The organism is Ureibacillus chungkukjangi (genome assembly GCF_044795995.1).
GTDB lineage: Bacteria > Bacillota > Bacilli > Bacillales_A > Planococcaceae > Ureibacillus > Ureibacillus chungkukjangi.
Window position 1 is genome coordinate 3,003,170 of record NZ_CP085009.1, and the last position, 24,307, is coordinate 3,027,476.

Here is a 24,307-nt window from a genome sequence, read left to right on the forward strand (position 1 = left end):
CGAATACCAATTTATATACTTTAGAGGATAATGAAAATTTACATTTTAAAAATGAAAAGTTAGTAGCCAAGATTACATAATAAAAAATCGTTCTTCAAGAAAATGGCCCTATAACGGAAAAACGCGATCTTCTTATTGAAGAATCGCGCCCGTTTGGATTATAAGGTCAACCAGATTTTTCTGGTTGACCTTTTGTTGAATATTGTTTTGCACTTGATTAACTAGATCTCCATTATCAGGATAGCTATTTACAATATTTGATTTTATTCTTTAATATGCTCGGTCCTAATTTTTCAGTTTTTGAATTAGACAGACGTACCTGTATTTCTACATTATCCATTTCAGCTGTAATTTCATCAAATCTTCCAGCCCAAGTTGGACTTTCTATTTCAGGGGATGGGTACAGTCTGAATCTCCAACTAATTTCATTTGGTATAAAAGCAAATCCTTCATAGCTATCATATTCACCATAATAAGATGGTTCGGGAAGGTGTACTCCAAGAATACTTATGTTTGTACGTGCAAAACTTGGTGGACGTAACTGCGCTTTATAAACCAAAGCTACTCCCTTTGCATTTTTAAGTTCTTTATCTATCGGATTCAAAACCATACTACAAGGCATAGTTATTGCCTTTGAATATGAAGGACAAATTACTAATAAAGAGACAATAAAAATAATCACAAAAACAAAGCGTTTCAAATTAACACCTCTTACAATTATTTTGGTTAATTTACCCCTATTATGATCTAATTATAAATTACCTTTATTGCAGCATGCGGGTTATATACTTTGTACATAAATACTTAATCTCTTCTAACCCATAATCTCAATCCCGTATTGTTGTTCAACAATAATCATCCTATTTAATGAGAAAAGACGAGTTCCTTGTTAAAGAAACTCGCCCTTTAATAGAATAACTATAATTATTTTTTTCTAAAATCATTTATTACTAAATGTGTTTGTTAATAAAAATATAAGGAAACTAATAGTTAACCAGAAAGTTTATTAATTCATCATACATTTTTTCAGAACCCTGTCCGAGCCATATTAAGTGCCCCCAACTCTCAAGAATACAAAGTCTCGAATTTGTGATATGATTTTGGGCATGGTGTGCATGTTCAATAGGGGCAGCGCTATCATTTATACTATGTAATATTAGAGTTGGACACTTAATTAAATTTAAATCAGTTTCAGAAATTTCTCCTGTTTGTGATAAATCAATCATAAATCCATGCCCTGAGCGCTGTCTATTATTCATTTGACGAAACATCTCAATATCGTCATCAGTAATCCTAGTTACTATTTGAGTATAGGGTAATTTACTAAAGGAAGCGGCCATCTGTTTAAACATGAATTTGGGAAAACGATTACTTAATTGTCTTATCATCCCCCAAGTATAATTTTCCGTAGAGGGCCGGAACAGAATTTGAGCTGCTTTATATTCCATATCTTTTGATGTGAGCCATTGTTTCGATACGGCCGATTGCAAAGTAAGGCTTCTTACACGTTCTGAGAAATGGGCTGCGAAAAAGAGTCCACTTGGTCCACCCGCCGAAATTGCAATGACATGAACACGCTCGATATTTAAATGGTTCAATAATGTTAAATAAGCATGACAGGCTGTTTGGATATCCCTTCCAAGTTGTGGGTTTGTTTTACCGTATCCAGCTCTTGAAGGAGTTATTATTGAATAGCCTTGTTCCAATAATTCACCGTATCCAAACTCTTCGTTGCAATTAGAATGTCCTCCATGGAATACTAGAATTGGTGTTCCGTATCCTATAATTGAATATTCTAATTCTCTACCACTATCATCAATACAAACTTCTATATATCTTTCGTGATATTTCCTAGTTTCCCGCACTGACTTTTGCACAACATTCTTCCCTTCTACTTCTGTATTTGTTCGGACTTTTTCTATACTAGTTCCACAAAAAAAGGCGTTATCCTGCTAAGCCCTTACCCTTACTTAGGTCTTTACATTGTTTTCTCCTTTTGGAAGATATTTTTATCTGATTCATCTATCAATTAAAAGCATCATTTTCATCTATAAGGATGTTAGGCCCTATAAAGGAAAACGCGATTTTCTTAAATGAGTATGGTTTAAGTCCCTTCTTATCAATTGGTAAAATTTTATACTTCGATAGAGTTCCTTCTTTTAACTATGGTAAGACAGGATATTTCTTGTTCAACTACCTGCTGCGTTAGCTTAAGTGTAATCCTTCAAGATCTCGATTGTATTATATATATATGTTTAAGTTTCCTCCACAATCTGGTTATACTTTATTTCTTTTGCCATAATTATCATTGGGAAACAATTTAGCAGGGTTAGCACAATTACTAAACGCATCGAAAATACCAATTTTCCACCTCAATTCTATTCAAAATTTTAGGTATTAGTATTTCCTGTTCTCCTATTAGTAGATACTGCCAGTCTTAATAATCTCCACTTCAACATTAGGCATAATTGCTACTTTTTTAAACTCCTAACTCCAATCCATTCTCCTCCATAGTTCCGGATATGTAGTCGACAACCTAAGTCCAATTCCAAAAGGATCACAGTTAGCTTCGAGTAGAATATTGGCAATTTCTTTCGCCTGCCTCGTTAGTTCTTTGGATATTTTCTTATTCAGCTCTTTTTCATTGATATTACTCTTGAGATGATATGGATAGCTGTCCACAGCAATTTGAAGATTCAAGCTAATAGAAGCCGTGATACTCCCTGTTTTTTGATTCACCTCTATGTCCAACTTTCTTTTTACTTTTATTTTTAGAAAATGAGATGGACTCTTTTTCCGACTCGTCCAACACGAGCGACATTTGATTGGTCTTTTTCAATTGGTCCATTAATAGCAGCAATAAACTGCTCTGTTCGATCGATAGCGTCTTTCCGGAAAACTGATCACCATGTAATAGAGCAACACCAGCTATCCGGATCTTTTCTGGAGTTACTTGCTCCATATATGGCAGCATCAAATCTTTGCCTGGAGTCAGGAGTTTTGTCCATATGGTTGTAATCGATTCATCTGGCAGGTAGGTGGCATACTCTCCGCCCTCAATCGCCTGCAAAATAAAGAATGCAATCGGACTTTTTTCTATTTCCGTGGACAATACGGTTTCTGCTTTCCCTTTTGTGATAGCCACCTTTTTCGTAATATTGGCGTCTTTCCCACGATAATAAGGTTCCAGCAATTGATTGATTCCTGTCTTGGCCATTTCATCTCCAATCAGAATAACATGTGCCTGACTGAAATCCACTTCCCCTGCTACCATGCTGTTTATTTCGGTCGCTAATCCAACTTGCATTTTTTTCTCGGCGAATAGGAGTTCATCCTGAACATCAAATTGTCCTCCGCCCTTCCCCTTTATATTCACTGCTCTTACTGTCGCCTTAACTTTTCCATCATCCGTCAAATCATAACTGAGCCCGTTCACAAATGTTTTATTGACGAGGTGGTGCTGATCCCAACAGCCTGCCAACATGAGATTTGTCATAAGTAACATCAGCAAATGCCGCTTTTTCAAACGCCTTCCCCTTTTCCTTGTTTTTTGTAAGTAAATGTAAGAAGAAGCAAAATACTTGGCAATCCAATCACAATGGCATAGCTGAGGTAGGAAACAAATTGTGTCAGTGTGTCCGTTATTTCATCCGTATGGGGAATAAGCGAGATACAAAATACAATTATGCCATTGACCAAAACTGTCTTTATATAAGAGTTTTTCCCGCCACCTAGGCTTTTGCTCGCAAGGAACAAATACATGATGATAGATGTCGTCATAGGTATAATCCAGATCGAAAGAAAAATAAAATCCAAACGATCAACCATCCTATAAGTTAGACCCTTAAACAGAAATAGGACAGGTTCCCTGATTTGCTGCAATTGTTGGGGACTGAATGTGATTAGACAAAGGAAGGTGACAAAAGTGTAAAAGCCTGTTACGAATAAATTGGCATAGGATACGGTTTTCAGCATGCCTTTCTTATTTCCTATTACATATGGGAATAGGAATAGCAGCGCCTCAAACCCAAGCATTGAAAGCAGGGCATTATTGCTGCCAAGCAAAATATCCTTACCTCCTACACTCCCGATTGGAAGAATGAATTGAAGCTCTTTTGTCCCCCATATAGCAAGAAGAGTTATACCGACCAATAGCACAATCCAGAAAGATGCCAGCACAAAGAACCTTGAAATGATTCTTAAATTGCTGACTGCCAGATAGACGCTAGAAGCAATAACCAGCAAGGACAGTACCCATCCAGGCGTCAAGGGCAATAATTGCTCGTTGAGGATTTTCACCATTAAGATCGTCAACGTGCTTCCCGTCAATATGAAATAAAAGTAAACGACATAATTCACTGTTCTTCCTATGATATTTCCAAGGAGTTTCCTCGTTATATCTGTCAGCATATCACTAGGAAACCTCTTTAAAAGATTAGAATAGACAACCAGCAAGAATTGAATCACCAACCCCGCAATAATAATTGAAATCCATCCATCTCATTTTGCCGATTCCTGGACCACATTAGGCAGCGATAAGAGTCCTATGCCAATCTGGGTTTGAATCAATACAAAAATAGCTGGACCTTTGTAATAGAGATTTGATTCTCCATCATTTATTTTTCCACCCCCGTGTCCGCCACTGCTGCTTCTTGTAGGCGGGTAGGGAATCAGTAGGCCGAGTAGCTAGTTTCCATGTAGGCATTCTGACCACTGTGTCTTTCAGGTCTGTTTTCTTTAAAGGGGCTAATGGAGCTAAGTAAGGGGTCCCAAATGTTTCTAATTTACATAAGTGCATGACAATTACCATCAAATACCAAAAAAGCCCAGCACTGCTGCAGCAACCATTACAGGAAAACCAAGAAGCCTGGCACTCGTGCCCATTTCATTAACAGGAGCAACAAATGAGGCAATAGCTGTCAGACCAATTACAACAACCATGATATTGGAAACAAAGCTGGCCTCAACAACAGCTGTACCAATGACCAGCCCACCCACAATGCCGATGGTCTGTGCGATGGGAGTCGGCAAACGAATTGAAGCTTCCTTCAGCAACTCCAAAACGATCTGCATCGCAAAAGCCTCTACAAATGGATGGAATGGTACGTTTTCCAATGAGACCCGTATGGTATACAAAATGCCGATTGGAAGAACTTCTGAATGAAAAGAGACGACGGCAACATAAATAGCGGGTAAACTAATGGATATAATATAACTCAAGAATCGAATCAAACGGAAAAAAGTCCCCACAAGCCATCTGCTATTGTAATCATCCGGCGACTGATAAAAAGCAAAGAACGTAATGGGCATAATCAAGACTCTTGGATCCCCGTCCACTAATATCAAAACTTTCCCTTCTGTCAAATAAGAAACAGCACGATCCGGCCTTTCGGTATACAACATTTGCGGAAACGGAGAATATGGATTGTCCTCTATGAACTCCTCGATTTCCCCAGAAGATTTCAAGTGATCCACGTCAATCGAGGAGAGCCTTCGTTCGACTTCCTCTATCATTTCCTTATTGGCCAAATTTTCCATATACATCATATTAATTTTCGTATTCGACAGTCTGCCAAGTGTATAAGTTTTGACCTTCATTTGAGGGCTCTTCACTCTTCTTCTAAGTAGTAATACATTAGTGCCGATGCTCTCTACAAATCCATCATGTGAACCTTTAATGCTCCGCTCATTGACCGGCATCTCTATGGAACGAGAAGTAGATTCAGCTACTGAAACAACCCAAGCCACAACTTGATCTTCCATCAATATCGCACAGCAGCCTTCAAGCAGCTTGGATCCGATTTCCTAAACTGCTGAAAATGACTTAAGCTCCGCACTCCCAACTACACGTTCAATCTTCCCTGTTTTTGCTTCTAGCATAGGGCCAATCACGAACGATTGAAGCTGTTCCTTATTCACCATCGAATCTAGGAATAGTATGGTACAGTTCTTATCATCAAAGACAAAATCTTTCGCCATCAAATCTTCCGTTAAGCAAAGATATCCCCGGATTATCCAGATATTGTTTTGTAGATCATGAGTGAACTGTTCGTCCATCCTAGCCTCCCCCCCATCCAAGCACTCTAGTTTCTGCTATTCTTTCCGTAACATTTTGACGTTATTCATCTGGAATTATTGATTTTCAATGAATGAAAACCTTCCAAAACCTACAGAGATAGAGATTACTAAGTATGATTCGCTGATAGGAATGACTGCTCAGCAAGTATATGACTAAACCTGGAGTTATCCAGATAGAACAATTACATCCTCGTTATTATGGAAAAACTAAAATTTGGGAATAGGCGGTTCATATTAATAACTTTTTATTATATCTTTTGTAACATTTAATATGCGTCCTTTCCTTCTGGAGCGAGCTTTTTATTTTTTAGGTTTTAAGTATTGCTGCCCTTTAGTTAAACACTAAAAGGCTTTACCCATTCTCGAAGTAAAGCTCCCGTTAGTTCACAATAAGAATTAATTGCCTATTACCTTGCGTTGTATCCATATTTGTTCTGATACTGATGGTCAATTGTTGAATAAGATAATATCTTAGAAATACAATATCTTTATTCAAACATATTTAGAAAATCAGAAAAAAAGCATACTTGCACTTAGTTCTGTGCAAGTATGCTTACAATGCCTTTCCAGCTATTTTTCCTATCTCAGCCCTTATACGTAGTTTTTAATATGACCATATTTTTCTAGTAAGCCAACAATCTTGCACATTCCAGGTCTTTGCCTATAAAGATAGAACGGAAATTCCATTAATTCCGTAATATAATATACGCTAAGTAAATAATGTAGGTGGCGATAAGCACTAAGCCTTCCCACTTTCCGACCATGAAGCTGGTTCTTGAGAAAACCAATAACACAATGGTCAGCACAATCATAAGTATGACATCAATAAATATTTTATCATTTGCTGCTAATGGAGAAATAGAAGCCGAGGCACCAAGTACAAATAAGATGTTAAAAATATTACTCCCGACAATATTTCCAAGCGCGATTTCACTTTCTTTTTTCAGTGCAGCAGAGATGGAAGTGACGAGTTCAGGAAGGGATGTTCCAATTGCAATAATCGTTAACCCCACCAATGTTTCACTCATACCAAGAGAGTAAGCAATTTCTGTACCGTTATCTACTACCAGATTCCCTCCAAATATTATTGCAGCCAATCCTAATATTGTAATTAATATATTTTTCCCCCATCTGAGGTCCTCAAGAACTGGTTCGTCTTGCGTATCTTTCCGGCTTTTTAGTCCAATCTCAATTACATAGTACATAAAGATGGACAAGAACAATATAAAGATAAATCCATCACTGCGTGTAAGCAGGTTGCTATTTGATCCTTGCAATGCAATATCACTCATAAGAATTAGCAATGCCACACTTGCGAGTAATGTAAATGGCATTTCTTTTCTAATGGTCTCCCTTTCAACTCTCAAAGGATATAAAAAAGCTGCCACACCTACAACAAGGGTGATGTTAAAAATATTGCTTCCAACTACGTTACCCAGTGAAACATCTGCACTTCCTTCCAGTGCTGCAATAATACTGACAGTCGCTTCTGGTGAACTTGTTCCAAAAGCCACAATGGTTAACCCAATTAAAATAGTCGGAACCCGGAGCAGTTTAGCAATATTGGAAGATCCGTCAACAAAGAGGTCAGCTCCTTTTACCAACAATACAAAGCCTACAATTAATAAAATATAAGCCATTAGTTATTCTCCCTATCTCATTCAGCGTTTTTTCTATTTTTTCTAATTTCCATAAATACATACCCCAATATTACGGAATTAAAAAAGATAACGTAAAACTACGTCTAGAAGGAAGCACACTTATTCAATTATGTTGGCTGGCTCATACCCACTACTATTGCTCTAATTTGTTTTTTCCTCATAATAGACCTCCAATATCACTGCTTCCTTATTAACGCATCCGTTACTTTAAAATGAACATTTCGGATAATACTTTGACAAAGCCTGTTGATTTCCCTTCAAACCCTCGTTTTCGATAAATTTGATGAGCATCATTTTTTTTTACTTCGATTTCCACTGGCCCTTTAACTAAACCTGGCACAATTCTTTTTCAAGAATAGCGCCAGGTTGTTGAATATATCATTTTCATGATTGGCACTAGTTAGTTACCATAACTTAATTCTACTTTAACTAATGTCCCTTTTACTTTACTTACAAATCTTTATAGAGATTGTTTCTTCCTTCAAAAATAAAAGGTAATATAACTTATCAAAACTATGAAGAAAAATAATGTTTCAAGGTTAATTACAAAAGTATTGGCTTTTGCCTTTGAAAAAAATTTAATTCGTTTCACTAAACTGGTATTCAGCACTATTAATAAATAATAAAAAATTTGTAAACTGAATAAAAACATAATAATCCCCATGAATATTTCTCCACTATTACAGAAAGTTATTCCTAAAAATAATGCCCAAATACTTTTTAAAACATTTGCTAATCCTTCAAACGGATTAGATAATGTTGCCATCATATAATCTCCAATTTTTTCAGTAATAGATTTATCATCATTATGTTTTACCATGAATGTAATATGGCCAGTTTGAAGTGCCATTGTAATCACCAACATAATTAAATAAACTATGCCAAATACTGTTCCTACTTGTAGAAGTTCAGAATTTAATAATTGTGACAAAGTCAAAGGTAAAGGAAGCCACATCGCATACATCAATGCCATTAATTTATGTAAAAAAGCAAACTCGTTATTTTTTACCATCTTTTGAAAAGTAAAAATAATAATTAAAAATATCAATATTCCTATCCATCCTAAAATTATAGTTGGAATTAACATAAGTCCTCCCTCGCAGCCTTTAATTGAATAACTATTATAAGGTCCTAAGCCTAAAATCACTTAACTAAGCCCTAGTTTACTTAATTAAGTGAAAATGTTAATTATTATGTATTTCCTTCTTAGCTTTTTCGATAATTGTTTTTATAAACGGTTCTTTTTTCTTAGTATAAGTCGATCTATCGAACTGATATTTAGAGGCAAGTTCTTTTTTTAAAGAAGCATACTCTTCGGCTACTTTAGTGTGTAACCTAAGATAATCCCGAAATAATAATTTTTCAACCCACTCACTGCTATTGAATTCACAGATATGAAGATGACAAGTACCTTGTCCCCATAGTCCCTTTCTAAAAAACCTTCTATCCTTAAACTCAAATTTAGGAAAATATTCATATTCTATGTCGCTTAAGGGTTTAGCTAAGTAAAATACTTCATCTAAATCTTTTACGCCTACAATAATGTCAATTATTGGTTTCGCTTTTAAACCCTTTATAGAGAAGTACTTCCAATATGCTCAATTCCAACAACCTTATCACCTAAAGCAGCAAGGATTTTTTTTTCATATTCAAAAAGCTTTTTCCAATCTGGATTATAATCATTAAGATTAACTATTGATTCTGTCATATTTGTCCCACCTATGAAAAATAATTCTATTTAAATTAATTCTATAAAGCTAAAGAAAAACCTTCTTCCAAAAACCTGCCCCATTGTTTAAGAGTAGACATTCACAATATCCAGTATGCTGTAAAATTGTTATTCCACAATCTTGCCCCATTACTGAAAAAGGCGCAATTCTACTCAAGAATCGCGCCCAATTATGAAGATTGATATGAACTGTTTATAATATAGAACTATTCAAAGATTTTATAAAACGATAATTATTTACGCTGTACTTTTTTTAGCTACAGAATCTTCTGCCTTTACCCCGTCTACTAAAGTCATAATGATACTGCCAATACCAACAATTGAGCCTAGAGCACCAATAGTAATTATTAAACTACTAGGAATGACAAAGCCTACTATTATAAGCCCTAGAAAGGTCAATACTATCAAAGCTTGATATATAGCAGAAATAATATTTAGTACAAGATGATTATAAAACGATAAAATCACTGGTGGTAATAACAGTACTATCAATATAACGAGAGACATCACCAGATTTAGTGGCTCATCAAATGAAACAGTATTAGGACCTGTTGGATTTTTAGCAGCAAATAAAAAAGCAACAATAGCTAATAAAGAAATTATCAGTAACAGAGAAAGTCTTTTGACCATAATCAAAACTCCTTTTTCATTTTCTTACTTTGTATCATTTCAATTTTCACAAAACAAAATCATCATTATATTCACATTACTACAGCTACACAATTCCTTATATTTCCATATTACGTTGCGGATAAATTCCTGTTAATGGACCTTAGTTCTAATTCAAACTAGGTCTTGGGATGTATGAAAATCATCTTTTTCTTAACTGGTACCTACACCCCTGCATAGTATTGTTTCTATAATTGAAAAAGGCACAATTCCTTTTTTCATAGAAGAAGGCTTGCATCTTAAGTTTCCACATAAATAAGCGGAAAAATTTCGCTTAATCTGAAATTAGTAGTAAAAATAGCTTAAATAAACGGAGAAATTCCCCCTATCAACTCAAAATAAGAGGAAATATAGGTTTTTTCTTTGCTTAGGCGGAAAATTTCCCCTTATATCCCCTACAATAGAGCCCTACTCGGCAGATAACCGAAAAATCTACGCTTATTTCACTTTCGATTGGTACTTACAATTAAGAGCCAAAATCATCAATTAAATGCCTTATGTAATCACTCGCTACAATGAAGCCATGGAAGAATCGAAGCACTTCCTCCACAGAATTTTGATGAACTAAAAAAGTAAAAAAGCATACCTGCATTTATATATGCAAGTATGCTCTAACTAGTTATACAAATATCAACCATAAAATAATCGTAAATACAATCGTTGTGACACCTTGTAGGAGTGTCGCCATCGTTTGTGCTTTATAGGCTTGCGTTACTTCCATCCCACTATATTGTGTAACAACCCAGAAGAAGCTGTCGTTTACGTGGGAAACAGTCATTGCACCAGCACCGATTGCCATTACGACTAAGGCTAATGGAAGTGCACCTTCTACGCCGGCTGTTACTAACATAGGCGCGACTAAAGTAGATGTGATGACAAGAGCCGTTGTTGATGAACCCTGTGCTGTTTTAAGAGCTGCTGCAATCAGGAATGGAACAAGCAAGAACAGTGAACCTGTTGCTAATGCACCTAAATCCATTTGCTGAAGCAGGTCACCTACACCAGTTTCTTTAATAACTGTACCAAATGATCCACCTGCTGCCGTGATTAATAAAATTGGCGCTGCATCCTTTAAGCTATCCCCAATCCAGCCTGTTAATGTTTCTTCATTCAACTTCGGCAGTAATGGGAATGCTGCAAATACACCTAAAAGTAATGCCACTACTGGGCTACCTAAAAATCTAAAGAACATATTGATGCCAGACTCTGGATCACCTACTAGAGATGCCACTGAACCCATACCGATTAAAATAATTGGCAATACGATAGGAAGAAACGCTTTAAATGTAGAAGGCATTTCACCAAAGGATTTGATTACTTCATCATAATCCATTGCTTCTTCCTGATCTAGAGGTACTTGAATTTTAGACGCTACCTTCACAGCCCATAAGTATCCGACAAATGCAGCAGGAATGGCTACTATTAACCCGACGATAATGACTGTTCCTAAATAATTGGATGCCCCAATATTACCAGCTGCCGCAATGGGACCTGGCGTTGGTGGTACTAAAACATGTGTTGCATATAAACCAGTTGCTAATGCAACACCCATAGAAGCTACTGTTACTTTTGCACGTTTTGCTAATGATTTCTGTAAGCTTGATAAAATAATAAATGCAGAATCACAGAATACTGGAATTGATACAATATATCCGATAATTGTCATTGCCAGCTGTGGACGTTTCGGCCCAACTACTCGAAGTACTACCTCTGCCATACGAAGGGCAGCACCTGAACGTTCCAAAATTACACCAATCATTGTACCGGCAACGATGACAATCCCGATACTTGTCATTAAGCTTCCAAAACCGCCAGTTATATTAGATACAACATCTAACAATGGCATGCCTGATGCAATCCCTACAAAGAATGCGCTCAGAATCAATGCTAAAAATGGATGAAGCTTTAGCTTTGCCGTTGCAAATACAACAAATAATACCCCTAATAAAATAATCAAGAACAACATACCTTTTCCCCCTTAGTTAACTAATTTTTGAAACACTTCATAAGATTTTTGCGTTAAACTGCTTGCTGCTTCTGACATCGCTTTCTCAGTTGAAATCGAATCTCCCGCTACGGAAAAAATATATTGGAAGTGCTCAGCTAATTGCTCTTTATCACTTTCTTCGATACAGCCTGAAAGTAGCACAGTCCGTATCCCGGATTCCTTTGCACATTCTAGAACTCCATAAGGCGCTTTCCCATACAACGTTTGACGATCCGATTTCCCTTCCCCAGTGACGACAAAATCTGCCCCATGAATTTTTTCGCCATACTTCATGACATCAAGAACAAGCTGAATTCCTTGTTGAAACTCTCCATTTAGGAAGGCGATTAAAGCACCACCCATCCCACCAGCAGCACCAGCTCCCTTATAGTCATGCAGACGAATTCCCTTTTCTTTCTCAACAACATCTGCAAAGTAAGTCAGCGCCTGGTCAAAGTACATAACTTCACCCTCTTGAACGCCTTTTTGTGGACCAAATATGGCCGATGCACCCTTTTCACCAACTAATGGATTATCGACATCACAGGCAATTGCAACTTTGCTATGTGCTAATCTAGCATCCCAGTTCGTAAAATCTAACTTTCTTATGTCAAACAAGCCATCGATGGATTTTTGTACATCACGTCCATCTCGGTCCAGTAAACGAAGCCCAAGTGCTCGGAGCATTCCAACACCTGCATCGTTTGTGGCACTCCCCCCAATACAGATGATAAAATCTCGAAACCCTTGATCTAATGCATACTTAATCAATTGCCCTGTACCATAGCTTGAGGCTACATGAGGGTTCCGTTCATTGTTATGCAACAGCATAATCCCTGAAGCGGAAGCCATTTCAATGACACAAGTCGTCTGATTCCCCAGTACGCCAAATGAAGCTTCAATTTCTCGTCCTAATGGGTCTAGTACAGTTGTTTTCACATAGTGGCCATTCGTTGCTAACACCAATGCGTCTACTGTTCCTTCTCCGCCATCAGCCACCGGCATCAGAATCGTTTCCACGTCTTCATTTACTTGTTTTACGCCTTTTTCTATTGCTTGTGCTGCTTCAAGTGCTGTTAACGTACCTTTAAAAGAGTCTGGACTAATAATAACCTTCATCCTCTCGCTCCTTTCGTATAACCGATTATTTATATTGCATAAATACTTTTCTAGTAAAATAAGTTAAGCGCTTACAAATATTATACTGAGAATCTATGGAAATTTGCATTATGTTAGGTGTACAATATAACTGTATTAGTACAGTATCTTTTTTATACGGGGTGTATAAAATGTTATCTATTAAGCTAGCTGAGGAAATTGTCGATCAAACCATGTTAAGACTGCATCATAATATTAATGTTATAAGTCCAACCGGTGTTATTTTAGCTTCTGGAGATAAGGAACGAATTGATTTGATACATGAAGGTGCCATAGAGGTTGTGAGGAACGGCCAGCCACTTCTCATTGACGAAAAGCTCTCCAGTCAATTTCAAAATTGCAAGCCAGGCGTCAATATGCCGATTCGATATCATGACAAGGTTATTGGGGTCATTGGTATAACTGGTAACCCAAATGAATTGAGTGAAATAGCCAATTTAGTTCAATTGACAACAGAAATGATGGTCCATCAGGTACTAACAGAAAGTGAAAGTGAATGGCAGCGAAAAAATGGTGACTTCATCTTTAAAGCCTTGATTGAGGATGAGCCGATGCACAGTACGATTATGGAACGAATACATAAGCTTCCCTTCCTATTGAAGGAGCCGTTTCAAATAATATTACTAAAGCAGGAGGGAAATCATTCATCGAACACTTTGGCCATCAACCTAGAAAATATTTTTTATAAACAACCTATTCTTTTTGGTCAATTGGAGCTAAATGAATATTACATTTGCTTGTGTGGGGACGCTGTCAAACAGCTGAGGGATATTTTAAATCAGCTGGCTAAGCTACGAAAAAAATTAGCGATTTATATGGGAATCGGTCCTATCGTAAATTCCTTAAGTGAGCTGAGCTATGGCTTTAATGGTGCCAAAACAGCACTTACCTTTTCACTAGAGTTCAAACAGGATACCTTTTTTGAGGAAATAGAGGTTTATACTTTGCTTAAGAATAAGAATGATCATGACGTTCAGAAATTCCTACAGAAGACTTTGTTAGGGCTTAGTGAGAAAATGCTGCATACCTTAGAAGCCTTTTTTGAAAGCGACCTTCAAATTAATATATGTGCAGATCGCCTACAAATTCACCGGCACACCCTTACTTATCGATTAAATAAAATACACGAGCTCACTGGCTACCAGCCGCAAAATTTCAAGGATGCCTTTCTATTGAAATTAGCGTTAATGCTGAGTAATCAGCGATGAGTTTTATTTTCGGAAAATTTCGAGAAGAGTAATTCCCCTTTAATTTTTTTTGCGCTCTTTAAAGCTTCTATTATTTCCAGCTCCCTTTCCATTTGGAAACGGGGGCTTTTTCATTTACCGCAGTTTTATACTAGGTACAAAATATTATTTCTCACTACAAAAAAATTCCTCCAGTCTGTTTTACATCAAGGTTACTTTACCTTCTCGGTCAATAACCATTACTTATGTCTCAGTTTATCTAATCCAATACTAAGGAATACCGATATTGTAAAGAATTATATAGACTGGAGGAGATTTTTTCGTGAATAAAAAACAACAACAGTTAGATCAATTTAAATCAGACGACAGTAATCAACCGCTTACTACCAATCAAGGGTTAAAGGTTTCGGAGGATGAGCATTCGTTAAAAGTTGGTTCCCGTGGACCGACTATTATGGAGGATTTCCACTTCCGTGAGAAAATGACGCATTTTGACCATGAGCGTATTCCTGAACGTGTCGTTCATGCTCGAGGAACTGCTGCACATGGTGTTTTCGAATGCTATGAGGATGCAAGTGACATTACGAAAGCCAAATTCTTATCAGAAAAAGGCAAGCAAACGCCTGTTTTCGTTCGTTTCTCAACAGTTGCAGGGTCTAGGGGTTCAGCAGAAACTGTGCGTGATGTACGAGGATTTGCAACAAAGTTTTATACAGATGAAGGAAATTACGACCTAGTCGGCAATAATATTCCTGTCTTCTTTATTCAGGATGCCATTAAATTCCCTGATTTCATCCACTCGGTAAAGCCAGAGCCTCATAACGAAATCCCTCAGGCTCAAAGTGCTCATGACACGTTCTGGGATTTTATCGCCAACAATCAGGAAAGTGCCCATATGATTATGTGGCATCTATCGGACCGTGCCATTCCTCGTAGCTTCCGAATGATGGAAGGCTTTGGTGTAAACACATATCGTTTCGTCAATGCAGAAGGACAAGCTCATTTTGTTAAATTCCACTGGAAGCCAAAATTAGGAGTGCACTCTCTAGTGTGGGACGAAGCACAAAAAATTGCCGGAAAAGATCCGGATTTCCACCGTCGTGACCTGTATGACAATATCGAGCAAGGGAATTTCCCTGAGTATGAATTAGGTGTTCAGCTGATTGCCCAAGAGGATGAATTCAAATTCGATTTTGATATTCTAGATCCAACAAAAATTTGGCCAGAAGAAGAAGTGCCAGTTCGTATTTTAGGGAAAATGACTTTAAATAATAACGTTAATAATTTCTTTGCTGAAACAGAACAGGTTGCCTTCCATGTAGGCCATGTTGTACCTGGTATTGATTTCTCAAATGACCCATTATTACAAGGACGTTTATTCTCATATACAGACACTCAATTGATTCGTCTAGGCGGACCAAACTTCCATGAGCTGCCGATTAATCGCCCTGTTTGCCCATTCCATAACAATCAACGAGACGGATATGGACGCCAAACGATTAATGTCGGCCCAGTAAGCTATCATAAAAATTCGATTCAGCAAAACACCCCTGCTCCTGTTCCACCAAGCGAAGGTGGCTACGAGCACTACCAAGAAAAAGTAGAAGGTATGAAGGTTCGTGCACGAAGTGAATCCTTCGAGGATCATTTCTCACAAGCCCGTATGTTCTGGCTAAGTATGACGGATATTGAAAAAGACCATATCCTAAAAGCCTTTAGCTTTGAGGTCGGAAAAGTCGCTCGTCGTGATATCCGTCAGCAGGTAGTTGAGATGTTTGCAAACGTAGATGTAGAGCTTGCAACACAGCTCGCGATGAATGTCGGCGTTCAGCCACCAAAAATCACTCAGCCTGTTGAGACAACTAAAACTTCTCCAGCAGTTAGCCAGTTTGTGAACCCTATCTTCTCAACTGAAACGAAAAAGGTTGCCATTATTGTCAATCAGAAAACTGAAAATCTAGGGGCAATCATCGATACATTAAAGGCTAAAAAAGTAGCGGTTGAATTAGTTAGTGATAAACAACAAGCAATCCTAAACTTTGATGTTGACCATACATTGGATACAGCTTCTCCTGTTCTTTATGACGGCATTATAGTAGCAGGAAAATTTGATGAACCAAAAGCTCAAAACAAGTTAAACCATTTTATCGAGGAAACGTATAACCATTACAAGACTCTTGCCTTTTTAGTTGCACCTGATATGCAAAACCCAATAACAATCCCTGGTGATGAAGGCGTTGTGCAAACGGTGGAATCCTTCCTAGAGGCACTACGAATTGGTCGTCATTGGAATCGTGCAAAGGCAATTGGCTAATTAATAACAAAGTAAAGCATTTGCATTAATCTTAGGAGGTTGTAGTTAAGCATGACAAATCAATCAAACAACGAACAATCTTATCCAACAATTCCGAACTATAAAAAAGTTACACAAACGCAAGAAGTGACGCTTACCGTTCCAGAACAAACCCAGAATGCTCAGCCTGGTATTGAGGATTTGATGGAGCCTAAACCGATTATTGAAAATCCAAATTATCTCGGCAGCGGAAAACTAAAAGGAAAAGTTGCCCTCATCACTGGTGGGGATAGTGGGATTGGAGCAGCTACTGCTATTGCCTTCGCTAAAGAAGGTGCAAATGTGGCTATTTCCTACTTTGGTGCACAGGAGGAACCAGATGCTGAACGTACAAAGTCCAGAATTGAAGAGCTTGGCCAAAAATGTTTATTATTAGCTGGTGACTTAAGAGAAAAACAACAATGCTTTGATATCGTGACACAAACAGTAGAAAAATTCGGCCAGCTAGATATCCTGGTAAATCACGTAGGTGTACAGTTCGAGCAAAAGGACTTTTTAGATATCTCAGACGAACAATTCGACGAAACCTTTAAAGTCAATATCTATTCCCACTTCTATACAACTCGGGAAGCATTAAAGCATTTAAAATCGGGTAGCTCAATCATTAATACGGCTTCTGTTGTTGCCTTCGATGGAAACGACAAATTGATGGATTACACGATGACAAAGGCTGCCAATGTCGGGATGACACGTGCACTAGCCAAAAATTTAGTGAGCAAAGGGATTCGCGTCAATGCCGTGGCACCTGGTAAAGTGTGGACACCACTCATCCCAGCAAGCTTCTCTGCAGAAGAAGTGCCACAAGCTGGAAATCCTATGAACCGTCAAGGTCAGCCCTTTGAATTAGCGCCTGCATATGTATATCTAGCATCTGATGATTCTAACTATGTTACAGGGCAAATTATTCATGTAAATGGTGGGCAGATTTTCGCGTAACAACAATTTTAAAACCAGAACAGCTTCTCTTTGAAGTTGTTCTGGTTTTTTAATGTAGAAATCACTATCCGAAATTCACTTTACGACATAAAAAAAGGAACCCTATTGAAAGGATTCCTCTAGTTTCGCTATTGTAAAATGTTAATTAAAAATTAAAGTTTTACGATGTTAGCAGCTTGTGGTCCACGTTGACCGTTTTCTACTTCAAACTCAACTCTTTGACCTTCGTCTAAAGATTTGAATCCGTCACCTTGGATTGCTGAGAAGTGAGCGAATACGTCAGATCCACCTTCAACCTCGATGAAACCGAAACCTTTTTCTGCGTTAAACCATTTTACTGTACCTTGTGTCATTTAAATGACCTCCATTAAATTAAATTATAAGCTATTCCGAAAAAAAATTCACCTATTACAAAAAGTAGCGAACAAACACGATTACTTCTTGTAATAGGTGAATTGATCTTGTCCATAGAGGACCTTATTAAATACAGTATATACCCTAAAAATGCATTTGTCAATTGCATAGTTACAAAGATAAAATAAACATTATTTCTTCTTATTAAATAAATATAAAGAGCAACCTATAGAAGTTGCTCTTCCCACGAGAATTTTAAAAAGGAATAATGCCCAACACAATACATACAACAATCATTACTACAGTTGAACCGAACGCCCACTTCAAGAAGATACGCTGGAATTTCCCGAAATCTTCTCCTACCATTCCAACTAATAAATATGTCGATGGAACCAATGGACTTAATAAATGTACTGGTAGTCCTAACAGAGACGCTCTGCCAATTAAAGCGGGGTCAATCCCGTAAACGGCTCCTGCCTTAGCAAGTAAAGGAAGCACGCCATAGTAGAAGGCATCATTAGACATAAAGAATGTGAATGGTGCACTAAGAATAGCAGTGATTACAGCAAAATGTGATCCCATTGCCTCTGGAATATACTGAATTACTGAATTTGCCATAGCATCTACCATTGTAGTACCTGAAAGAATTCCAGTAAAAATCCCTGCTGCAAAAACCATTGAAACTACAGACAATGCGTTATCAGCATAATTTGCCACACGTTCCTTCTGATCTTTAATATTTGGATAGTTTACAGTAATAGCTATCGCAAATCCTAGCATAAACAACGCAACTGGTGGAAATAGCTCAGTAATTAATGCCACTAAAAGTGCAATTGTTAAGCAATAGTTAAAGATTATCAACTTCGGTCGTTTAAGGTAATCCGCCTCAACCGTAGCTGCCATTTGAGCCATCGCTTGAAAATCTACTTCGATAATTCCGATTCTTTTTCGTTCCTGTCGGCCAAGCATAAACGCCATAAAAATTACAAATAGAGCTCCACCAATCATGGCAGGAATCACTGGTGTGAAAACTTCGGACATTTCTAAATTTAAGGCAGTCATTACCCTTGCCGTAGGGCCGCCCCAGGGTAAAAGATTCATGACACCTGAAGCCGAAACAGCAATCCCTGCTAAAAGAATCGGTTTCATGCCAATTCTTTTATAGAGTGGAAGCATGGCTGAAATCGTAATCATATAAGTTGTAGTACCATCACCATCTAAAGAAATCAAAAGGGCTAAAACCGCAGTACCCATTGCAATTTTTACCGGATCCCCTTTTACAACCTTAAGAATTGTCTTAATAATTGGGTCAAATACTCCTGCGTCAATTAAAGTGCCAAAATATAGAATAGCAAATAATATCATAATGCCAGTTGGAGCTACACTTTTAATACCCTCTAGCATCATTGGACCAATTTCACTGCCAAATCCGCCAATGACCGCAAAAATGATCGGTATAATAATCAAAGCAATCATGGCAGAAAGACGACCTGACATGATTAAAATCATAAAAACAAGTATCAGTAAAAATCCTAATAAAGCAAGCATACGTAAACCATCCCCCTAATTAGCAATCTAGTCTGTTTCCCCATACATCAATATTAAAATAGAAATCGCATATTGTAAGCGATTGCAAAATAATGTAATTTAAGAACATTTCGAAAGTTTTGTTCATTGTGTTCACGCTAAAGTTATTTATATTGGCTGAAAAAAAGTGGGTACTCAATAATTTTTTGAGTACCCACTAATAATCTTCAGTAAGATTTTATATCTGATTATACTTTATAATATCTTCTCTCCGGTCTACCCACCGCACCATAGACCACTTCAGCCTTGCATTCTTTTACTGTAATCAAATATTCAAGATAACGTCTTGCCGTTATTCTTGAAGCACCTATTTGTTCGCTTACTTGCTCCGCTGACAAGCCAGAGTCACTCGACTTTAGAACATTTGAAACTTTGACTAGCGTAATTTCGTCGATTCCTTTCGGCAAACTAGATTCCTTTGTGTCATACGACGATGCAGTTGATTTTTTCAAGAGTTGATTGACAAAATCTTGATCTACTTCCTGCTTTGATTCGATAAGCTTAAACTTTTGAAGATACTCCTCAATTGTTTGATTAAACAGTTCCCTCTTAACTGGTTTTATTAAAAATTGCTCCACACCGTAATTGAGTGCATTTAGAAGAACTTCTTTATCCGTAGCAGCTGTAATCATAATAATATCGATGTGAGGAAATTGCTTCCGAATAATTGGCAATAGTTCAGTACCTAGTTGGTCAGGCATGTACACATCCAATAAAAGTAGTTCCGGGTTATGCTCCTTCAATAATTCAATTGTATCTTTCCCATTTAACGCTTTCCCAACAACTTCGATTGATTTGAAATTCCCTAAGAATTTTTCATGAATCGCAGCTACACGAAAATCATCTTCTGCTATTACCGCCTTAATGTTCATCGTTCTTCCCCTCCTAAAGGTTTCTTAGGAAGATACACTGTAAATACAGTATTTTCTTTCCCATTTTGCACCTCTATGATGCCCCCTAGCTCATTTACTGTCCTGTTCGCATTTGAAAGCCCATACCCTCTAGGATTTTCGCCTTCTTTAGAAGTAAAGCCTCGCTCAAATAACAAAGGCATATCTTCATCCGAAATGCCGTTTCCATTGTCACTCACTTCAAAAATAATATCTTCTCCTAAATCCGTCGCAAAAAACTTGATGATTGGTAAATTTGTACCATAGACCGCCTCAAACGCATTATCAATGATATTCCCTAGAATAAGTGTTAGCTGAGAAAGATTGATATGTTCCGGAAGTTTGTCGATATAGCTCTGTGCTTCAACCTCAAATATAACCTTTTTCTCTGACGCCTTCCCTAATTTCCCTAATAGAATAACTTGAACTTTGGTATCCTTTATTTGTTTGAAGACGATTTGATTTTGGAATTCCAGTTCAGATGTCTCGCCTTGAATCATTTTGATGGCTTCCTCGTATTCACCCAACTGCAATAAGCCTGAGAGTGCATATAGTTTATTAGTAAATTCATGAGTCTGTGCACGTAGCTCTTCTGAGTAGGTTTTCATTTCGGATAATGTGTTAATCATCTGTTCGATTTCTGTCTTTTCACGGAAGGAAGCAACAACACCTGTAACATTTTTTTCATCTAGAATTGGTGTACAGCTTACAATAATTGTTTTTTCCTTCCATGTCATTTCTTTGTCAAACTGTGGTTCACCTGTTTTCAACACTTCGTATAATGGACTTGATGGAAATAATCCATCAATTTTCGAATGACGAACAGAACCACTTATGCCTAGCAGACTTTTAGCACGTTGATTCATAGATGCTATCATGCCTTTACTATCAACAGACAAAATTCCTTCTTGCACCGAATGTAATACGGCATTTTTTTCTTTATATAGATTGGCAATTTCATATGGCTCCAACCCCAAAGTATCTTTCCTTATACTTTTTGAAAGTAGATAACTGCCTATAATGGATGCTACCAAAGCTATTAGAGAAATAACCAGCTCTTTAGATATAATCTTAAATATCTGCTTTTCAATGTCTTCAACTAAATACCCCACTGAAACGACACCAATAATGTCGCCATTCTCATCAAAAATTGGAGACTTCCCTCTCATGGAAAGCCCTAGTGAACCGCGAGCTTCGGATATATAATATTCACCATCTTCTATAGCTCTTTTACTATCCCCACCAATCATCCTTTTCCCGATTTCAGATTCATTTGGATGGGAATATCTTATACCTTCTCTATTTCCGACAACGATAAATTCAGCCCCTGTTTTCTGCCGAATTTCCTCAACGATGGGCTGAATGCTAGCAGAAGGTTCCTCCAATTCAAAGGCGTCGATGATAGAAGGCATGAGTGATATCGATTTAGATAACTCTAAAGCTAAGCGACCACGTTCCTCCACGATTTGCTTGCTATTCATATATGTATAATACGATGTTAACAAAAGAATTAGTAAGAAGCTTAGAGATAGCGTAAGCCCCAGAATCTTTGTATGTAATGATACTTTTACCATAATAGCAACCTTCTTATATTCGTTTCCTTTTATTCTATCGATATATAAATATTCTATCAATAAAAACAAAAGCACCTTCTACAAGAGAAAGTGCCCTGTTCCTAATTAAAGATTATAGCCATCATCTGGATTTAGTGACGTACGGTGATCAGTGTTTAAAGCGGTAATCGCTGCAACCTCATCGTTTTGTAAGCTGAAGTCAAAGATATTTAGGTTATCTGCAATACGCTCTGGTGTCGAAGATTTTGGAATAACGATATTGCCTATCTCTAATTGCCAACGTAAAACGATTTGTGCTGGAGTTTTTTCATACTTCGCAGCTAGCTTCTTCACTACTGGATGTGTAAACACAATACCAGTACCAAGTGGAGCCCATGCTGTGATGACGATATTTTCCTTTGCACAGAACTCACGCAAGCTATCCTGCGATAAAGACGGATGACACTCTACTTGGTTCACCATTGGTTTAATAGTCGTCTCCGCAAATAATTGCTCGAAATGATGCTCGTGGAAATTTGAAACCCCGGGAACACGGATTAGCTTTTCTTCATATAAGCGTTCAATTGCTTTATAAGTATCCACTAATGTTGGCTTTGGCCAATGGACTAAGTATAGGTCCACATATTCTAAATCTAATTTCTTCAAGGAAGTTTCAAAAGCTTTTAATGTATTGTCATAGCCTTGATCAGTATTCCAAACCTTTGTAGTGATAAATAAATCCTCACGTGCAATGCCTGATTCCTTAATGGCTCTACCTACTGCTTCTTCATTTTCATAAATTGCAGCTGTATCAATCGCTCGGTAGCCTGCATTTAACGCATCCATTGTACCTTGGTAAGCAAGCTCATGGTCCTTCATACGGAATGTACCATAACCAATCCGCGGCATCTCTACACCATTTGCTAGAGTAATTGTTTTAGAAATTGTCATTCTACATTTCCCCTTTAATCTATTATTTCGAGTATAGAAGGAATTACTCTTAAACTTTACCGAAATTCGGGGGAAAATTCAAAGAATATTCACTATATTCATAGGAAATTTTTCATTTGAAAGATGGACGGTTGGACTGATAGGGTTCCCCATAGAAAAAAGGGCTACCCAATTTAAGGCAACCCTCTTCACGAAATTATTTTGATTTTACCGAACTTGTACGGTTCAATGCATGTTTTACAGCATTGACATATTCCTGATTTGTACGTTTACTAATTTCAGCTTCTGGATTGACAATTTCATAAGCATGGAAACCTCCAGGATATAAATGGAACTCCACATCCACACCAGCTTGAGCTAATTTAGTCACATATGCTAGCGTTTCATCGCGGAACGGATCTAGCTGACCTACACATGTATACGTATAAGGTAAGTTCTGAAGCTCTTCTACTTTTGCTCGTGCAGGTGCTGCATAGATTGGCACATTTTCTTTGCCATTTTCGCCATTTAGATAGGCAGCCCAGCCTTTTTCGTTTAGATCATGGTTCCAAATATAATTGCCTGTAATTTCGAAACTCGATGGTGTATTATTTCGGTCATCGATCATTGGGTATAACGGCATTTGGAAGCAGATTTCTGGTCCTTTTCTGTCTCTTGCCAGTAATGCCAAGCTTGCTGTTAAGCCGCCACCTGCACTTAATCCCGCAATTCCAACTCTTTTAGCATCTACCCCTAAGCTCTCTGCGTTATCTGCCAACCATTTAAGAGCTGTATAGCAATCTTCTATTGGCGCTGGATAAGGATGCTCCGGTACTAAGCGATAATCCACAGAAACCACAACGCAGCCAGCTTCATTTACAAATTGTTGACATAACCCATCATTTTCCTCAGGGGAACCTAATACATAACCGCCTCCATGAATCCATAAAAGACCAGCTAACTCTTCCGTTTTTGATACAGGCTCATAGATTCGAAGGCGTAAATCATTGCCATCAGGTCCTTCAATGATTTTGTTCGTAATTGTGATGTAAGGATCTTGTGGTGCTAATGGTGCTTGTGCCGCGGCAGCACGTGCAGCTTCATATTGATCTAAATCTAGTGGTGGAAATAAATCTAAAATATCAACAAGCTCAGGATTTACACGATTTTTCATTAACAAATTCCCCCTTAGAATATTCATTCATTTCAAGTTATTAAAGTGTTTTCAAAATATG

The 24,307-nt window shown here is 37.5% G+C and carries 23 protein-coding genes and 1 pseudogene; 3 read left to right on the top strand and 21 right to left on the bottom strand.

Annotation, left to right across the window (positions count from 1 at the left end):
- Positions 1–244: 244 nt before the first annotated feature.
- The 15 genes and pseudogenes from LG296_RS14955 to LG296_RS15025 form a co-directional block, all read right to left on the bottom strand.
- Complete coding sequence (locus tag LG296_RS14955) at positions 245–700, bottom strand: hypothetical protein (RefSeq protein WP_404427125.1); 456 nt, start codon at positions 698–700, stop codon at positions 245–247.
- Positions 701–983: 283 nt separating this feature from the next.
- Positions 984–1,877: an alpha/beta fold hydrolase gene (locus LG296_RS14960; RefSeq protein WP_404427126.1), complete on the bottom strand. Its 894-nt coding sequence runs from the start codon at positions 1,875–1,877 to the stop codon at positions 984–986.
- 610 nt (positions 1,878–2,487) lie between these two features.
- On the bottom strand, positions 2,488–2,739 hold the full coding sequence (locus LG296_RS14965; protein WP_404427127.1) for a Ger(x)C family spore germination C-terminal domain-containing protein: 252 nt from the start codon (positions 2,737–2,739) through the stop codon (positions 2,488–2,490).
- Positions 2,702–3,526 carry a hypothetical protein gene (locus LG296_RS14970; RefSeq protein WP_404427128.1) on the bottom strand — a complete coding sequence of 275 codons (825 nt, stop codon included), beginning with the start codon at positions 3,524–3,526 and terminating at the stop codon, positions 2,702–2,704. The genes LG296_RS14965 and LG296_RS14970 overlap by 38 nt, the downstream gene beginning before the upstream one ends.
- A complete protein-coding gene (locus tag LG296_RS14975) occupies positions 3,523–4,491 on the bottom strand; it encodes a GerAB/ArcD/ProY family transporter (RefSeq protein WP_404427989.1) in 969 nt (322 codons plus the stop codon). The genes LG296_RS14970 and LG296_RS14975 overlap by 4 nt, the downstream gene beginning before the upstream one ends.
- 121 nt (positions 4,492–4,612) lie before the next feature.
- Positions 4,613–5,763 (bottom strand): annotated as a pseudogene (locus LG296_RS14980) (spore germination protein).
- Between the two features lie 42 nt (positions 5,764–5,805).
- A complete protein-coding gene (locus tag LG296_RS14985) occupies positions 5,806–6,057 on the bottom strand; it encodes a hypothetical protein (RefSeq protein WP_404427129.1) in 252 nt (83 codons plus the stop codon).
- A 707-nt stretch (positions 6,058–6,764) separates the two neighbouring features.
- Positions 6,765–7,718 carry a calcium/sodium antiporter gene (locus tag LG296_RS14990; RefSeq protein ID WP_404427130.1) on the bottom strand — a complete coding sequence of 318 codons (954 nt, stop codon included), beginning with the start codon at positions 7,716–7,718 and terminating at the stop codon, positions 6,765–6,767.
- Positions 7,719–7,941: 223 nt separating this feature from the next.
- Positions 7,942–8,079 (bottom strand): hypothetical protein, encoded by a 138-nt coding sequence (locus LG296_RS14995; protein ID WP_404427131.1) that lies wholly within the window; start codon positions 8,077–8,079, stop codon positions 7,942–7,944.
- Positions 8,080–8,220: 141 nt separating this feature from the next.
- Positions 8,221–8,886: a hypothetical protein gene (locus LG296_RS15000; RefSeq protein ID WP_404427132.1), complete on the bottom strand. Its 666-nt coding sequence runs from the start codon at positions 8,884–8,886 to the stop codon at positions 8,221–8,223.
- Between the two features lie 37 nt (positions 8,887–8,923).
- Positions 8,924–9,316 carry a GrpB family protein gene (locus tag LG296_RS15005; RefSeq protein ID WP_404427990.1) on the bottom strand — a complete coding sequence of 131 codons (393 nt, stop codon included), beginning with the start codon at positions 9,314–9,316 and terminating at the stop codon, positions 8,924–8,926.
- Entirely contained in the window at positions 9,313–9,447 is a 135-nt protein-coding gene (locus LG296_RS15010) for a GrpB family protein (RefSeq protein WP_404427133.1), read from the bottom strand. Before LG296_RS15010 ends, LG296_RS15005 begins: the two co-directional genes overlap by 4 nt.
- A gap of 258 nt (positions 9,448–9,705) precedes the next feature.
- Positions 9,706–10,098: a hypothetical protein gene (locus tag LG296_RS15015; RefSeq protein ID WP_404427134.1), complete on the bottom strand. Its 393-nt coding sequence runs from the start codon at positions 10,096–10,098 to the stop codon at positions 9,706–9,708.
- Positions 10,099–10,756: 658 nt separating this feature from the next.
- Positions 10,757–12,103, bottom strand: a complete 1,347-nt coding sequence (locus LG296_RS15020; RefSeq protein ID WP_404427135.1) for a GntP family permease — start codon at positions 12,101–12,103, stop codon at positions 10,757–10,759.
- Positions 12,104–12,115: 12 nt separating this feature from the next.
- Positions 12,116–13,243 carry a glycerate kinase gene (locus LG296_RS15025; RefSeq protein ID WP_404427136.1) on the bottom strand — a complete coding sequence of 376 codons (1,128 nt, stop codon included), beginning with the start codon at positions 13,241–13,243 and terminating at the stop codon, positions 12,116–12,118.
- A gap of 170 nt (positions 13,244–13,413) precedes the next feature.
- Between LG296_RS15025 and LG296_RS15030 the strand changes: the two genes are divergently transcribed.
- The 3 genes from LG296_RS15030 to LG296_RS15040 all read left to right on the top strand — a co-directional run bounded on the left by LG296_RS15030 (position 13,414) and on the right by LG296_RS15040 (position 17,758).
- Complete coding sequence (locus tag LG296_RS15030) at positions 13,414–14,490, top strand: CdaR family transcriptional regulator (RefSeq protein WP_404427137.1); 1,077 nt, start codon at positions 13,414–13,416, stop codon at positions 14,488–14,490.
- A 301-nt stretch (positions 14,491–14,791) separates the two neighbouring features.
- On the top strand, positions 14,792–16,783 hold the full coding sequence (locus tag LG296_RS15035) for a catalase (RefSeq protein ID WP_404427138.1): 1,992 nt from the start codon (positions 14,792–14,794) through the stop codon (positions 16,781–16,783).
- 51 nt (positions 16,784–16,834) lie between these two features.
- Positions 16,835–17,758, top strand: a complete 924-nt coding sequence (locus LG296_RS15040; protein WP_404427139.1) for an SDR family oxidoreductase — start codon at positions 16,835–16,837, stop codon at positions 17,756–17,758.
- Positions 17,759–17,910: 152 nt separating this feature from the next.
- On the opposite strand, the gene LG296_RS15045 is transcribed toward LG296_RS15040, so the two are convergent.
- The 6 genes from LG296_RS15045 to LG296_RS15070 form a co-directional block, all read right to left on the bottom strand.
- Positions 17,911–18,111 carry a cold-shock protein gene (locus tag LG296_RS15045; protein WP_107937808.1) on the bottom strand — a complete coding sequence of 67 codons (201 nt, stop codon included), beginning with the start codon at positions 18,109–18,111 and terminating at the stop codon, positions 17,911–17,913.
- Between the two features lie 256 nt (positions 18,112–18,367).
- Positions 18,368–19,660: a CitMHS family transporter gene (locus tag LG296_RS15050; RefSeq protein WP_404427140.1), complete on the bottom strand. Its 1,293-nt coding sequence runs from the start codon at positions 19,658–19,660 to the stop codon at positions 18,368–18,370.
- A 227-nt stretch (positions 19,661–19,887) separates the two neighbouring features.
- Positions 19,888–20,571 carry a response regulator gene (locus LG296_RS15055; RefSeq protein ID WP_404427141.1) on the bottom strand — a complete coding sequence of 228 codons (684 nt, stop codon included), beginning with the start codon at positions 20,569–20,571 and terminating at the stop codon, positions 19,888–19,890.
- Complete coding sequence (locus tag LG296_RS15060; RefSeq protein ID WP_404427142.1) at positions 20,568–22,163, bottom strand: ATP-binding protein; 1,596 nt, start codon at positions 22,161–22,163, stop codon at positions 20,568–20,570. The genes LG296_RS15055 and LG296_RS15060 overlap by 4 nt, the downstream gene beginning before the upstream one ends.
- Positions 22,164–22,268: 105 nt before the next feature.
- Positions 22,269–23,093: an aldo/keto reductase gene (locus LG296_RS15065; protein WP_404427143.1), complete on the bottom strand. Its 825-nt coding sequence runs from the start codon at positions 23,091–23,093 to the stop codon at positions 22,269–22,271.
- Positions 23,094–23,289: 196 nt separating this feature from the next.
- The gene (locus LG296_RS15070; protein WP_107933503.1) at positions 23,290–24,246 is read right to left on the bottom strand and encodes an alpha/beta hydrolase; all 957 of its coding nucleotides are present in this window, start codon (positions 24,244–24,246) and stop codon (positions 23,290–23,292) included.
- Between the last annotated feature and the right edge of the window lie 61 nt (positions 24,247–24,307).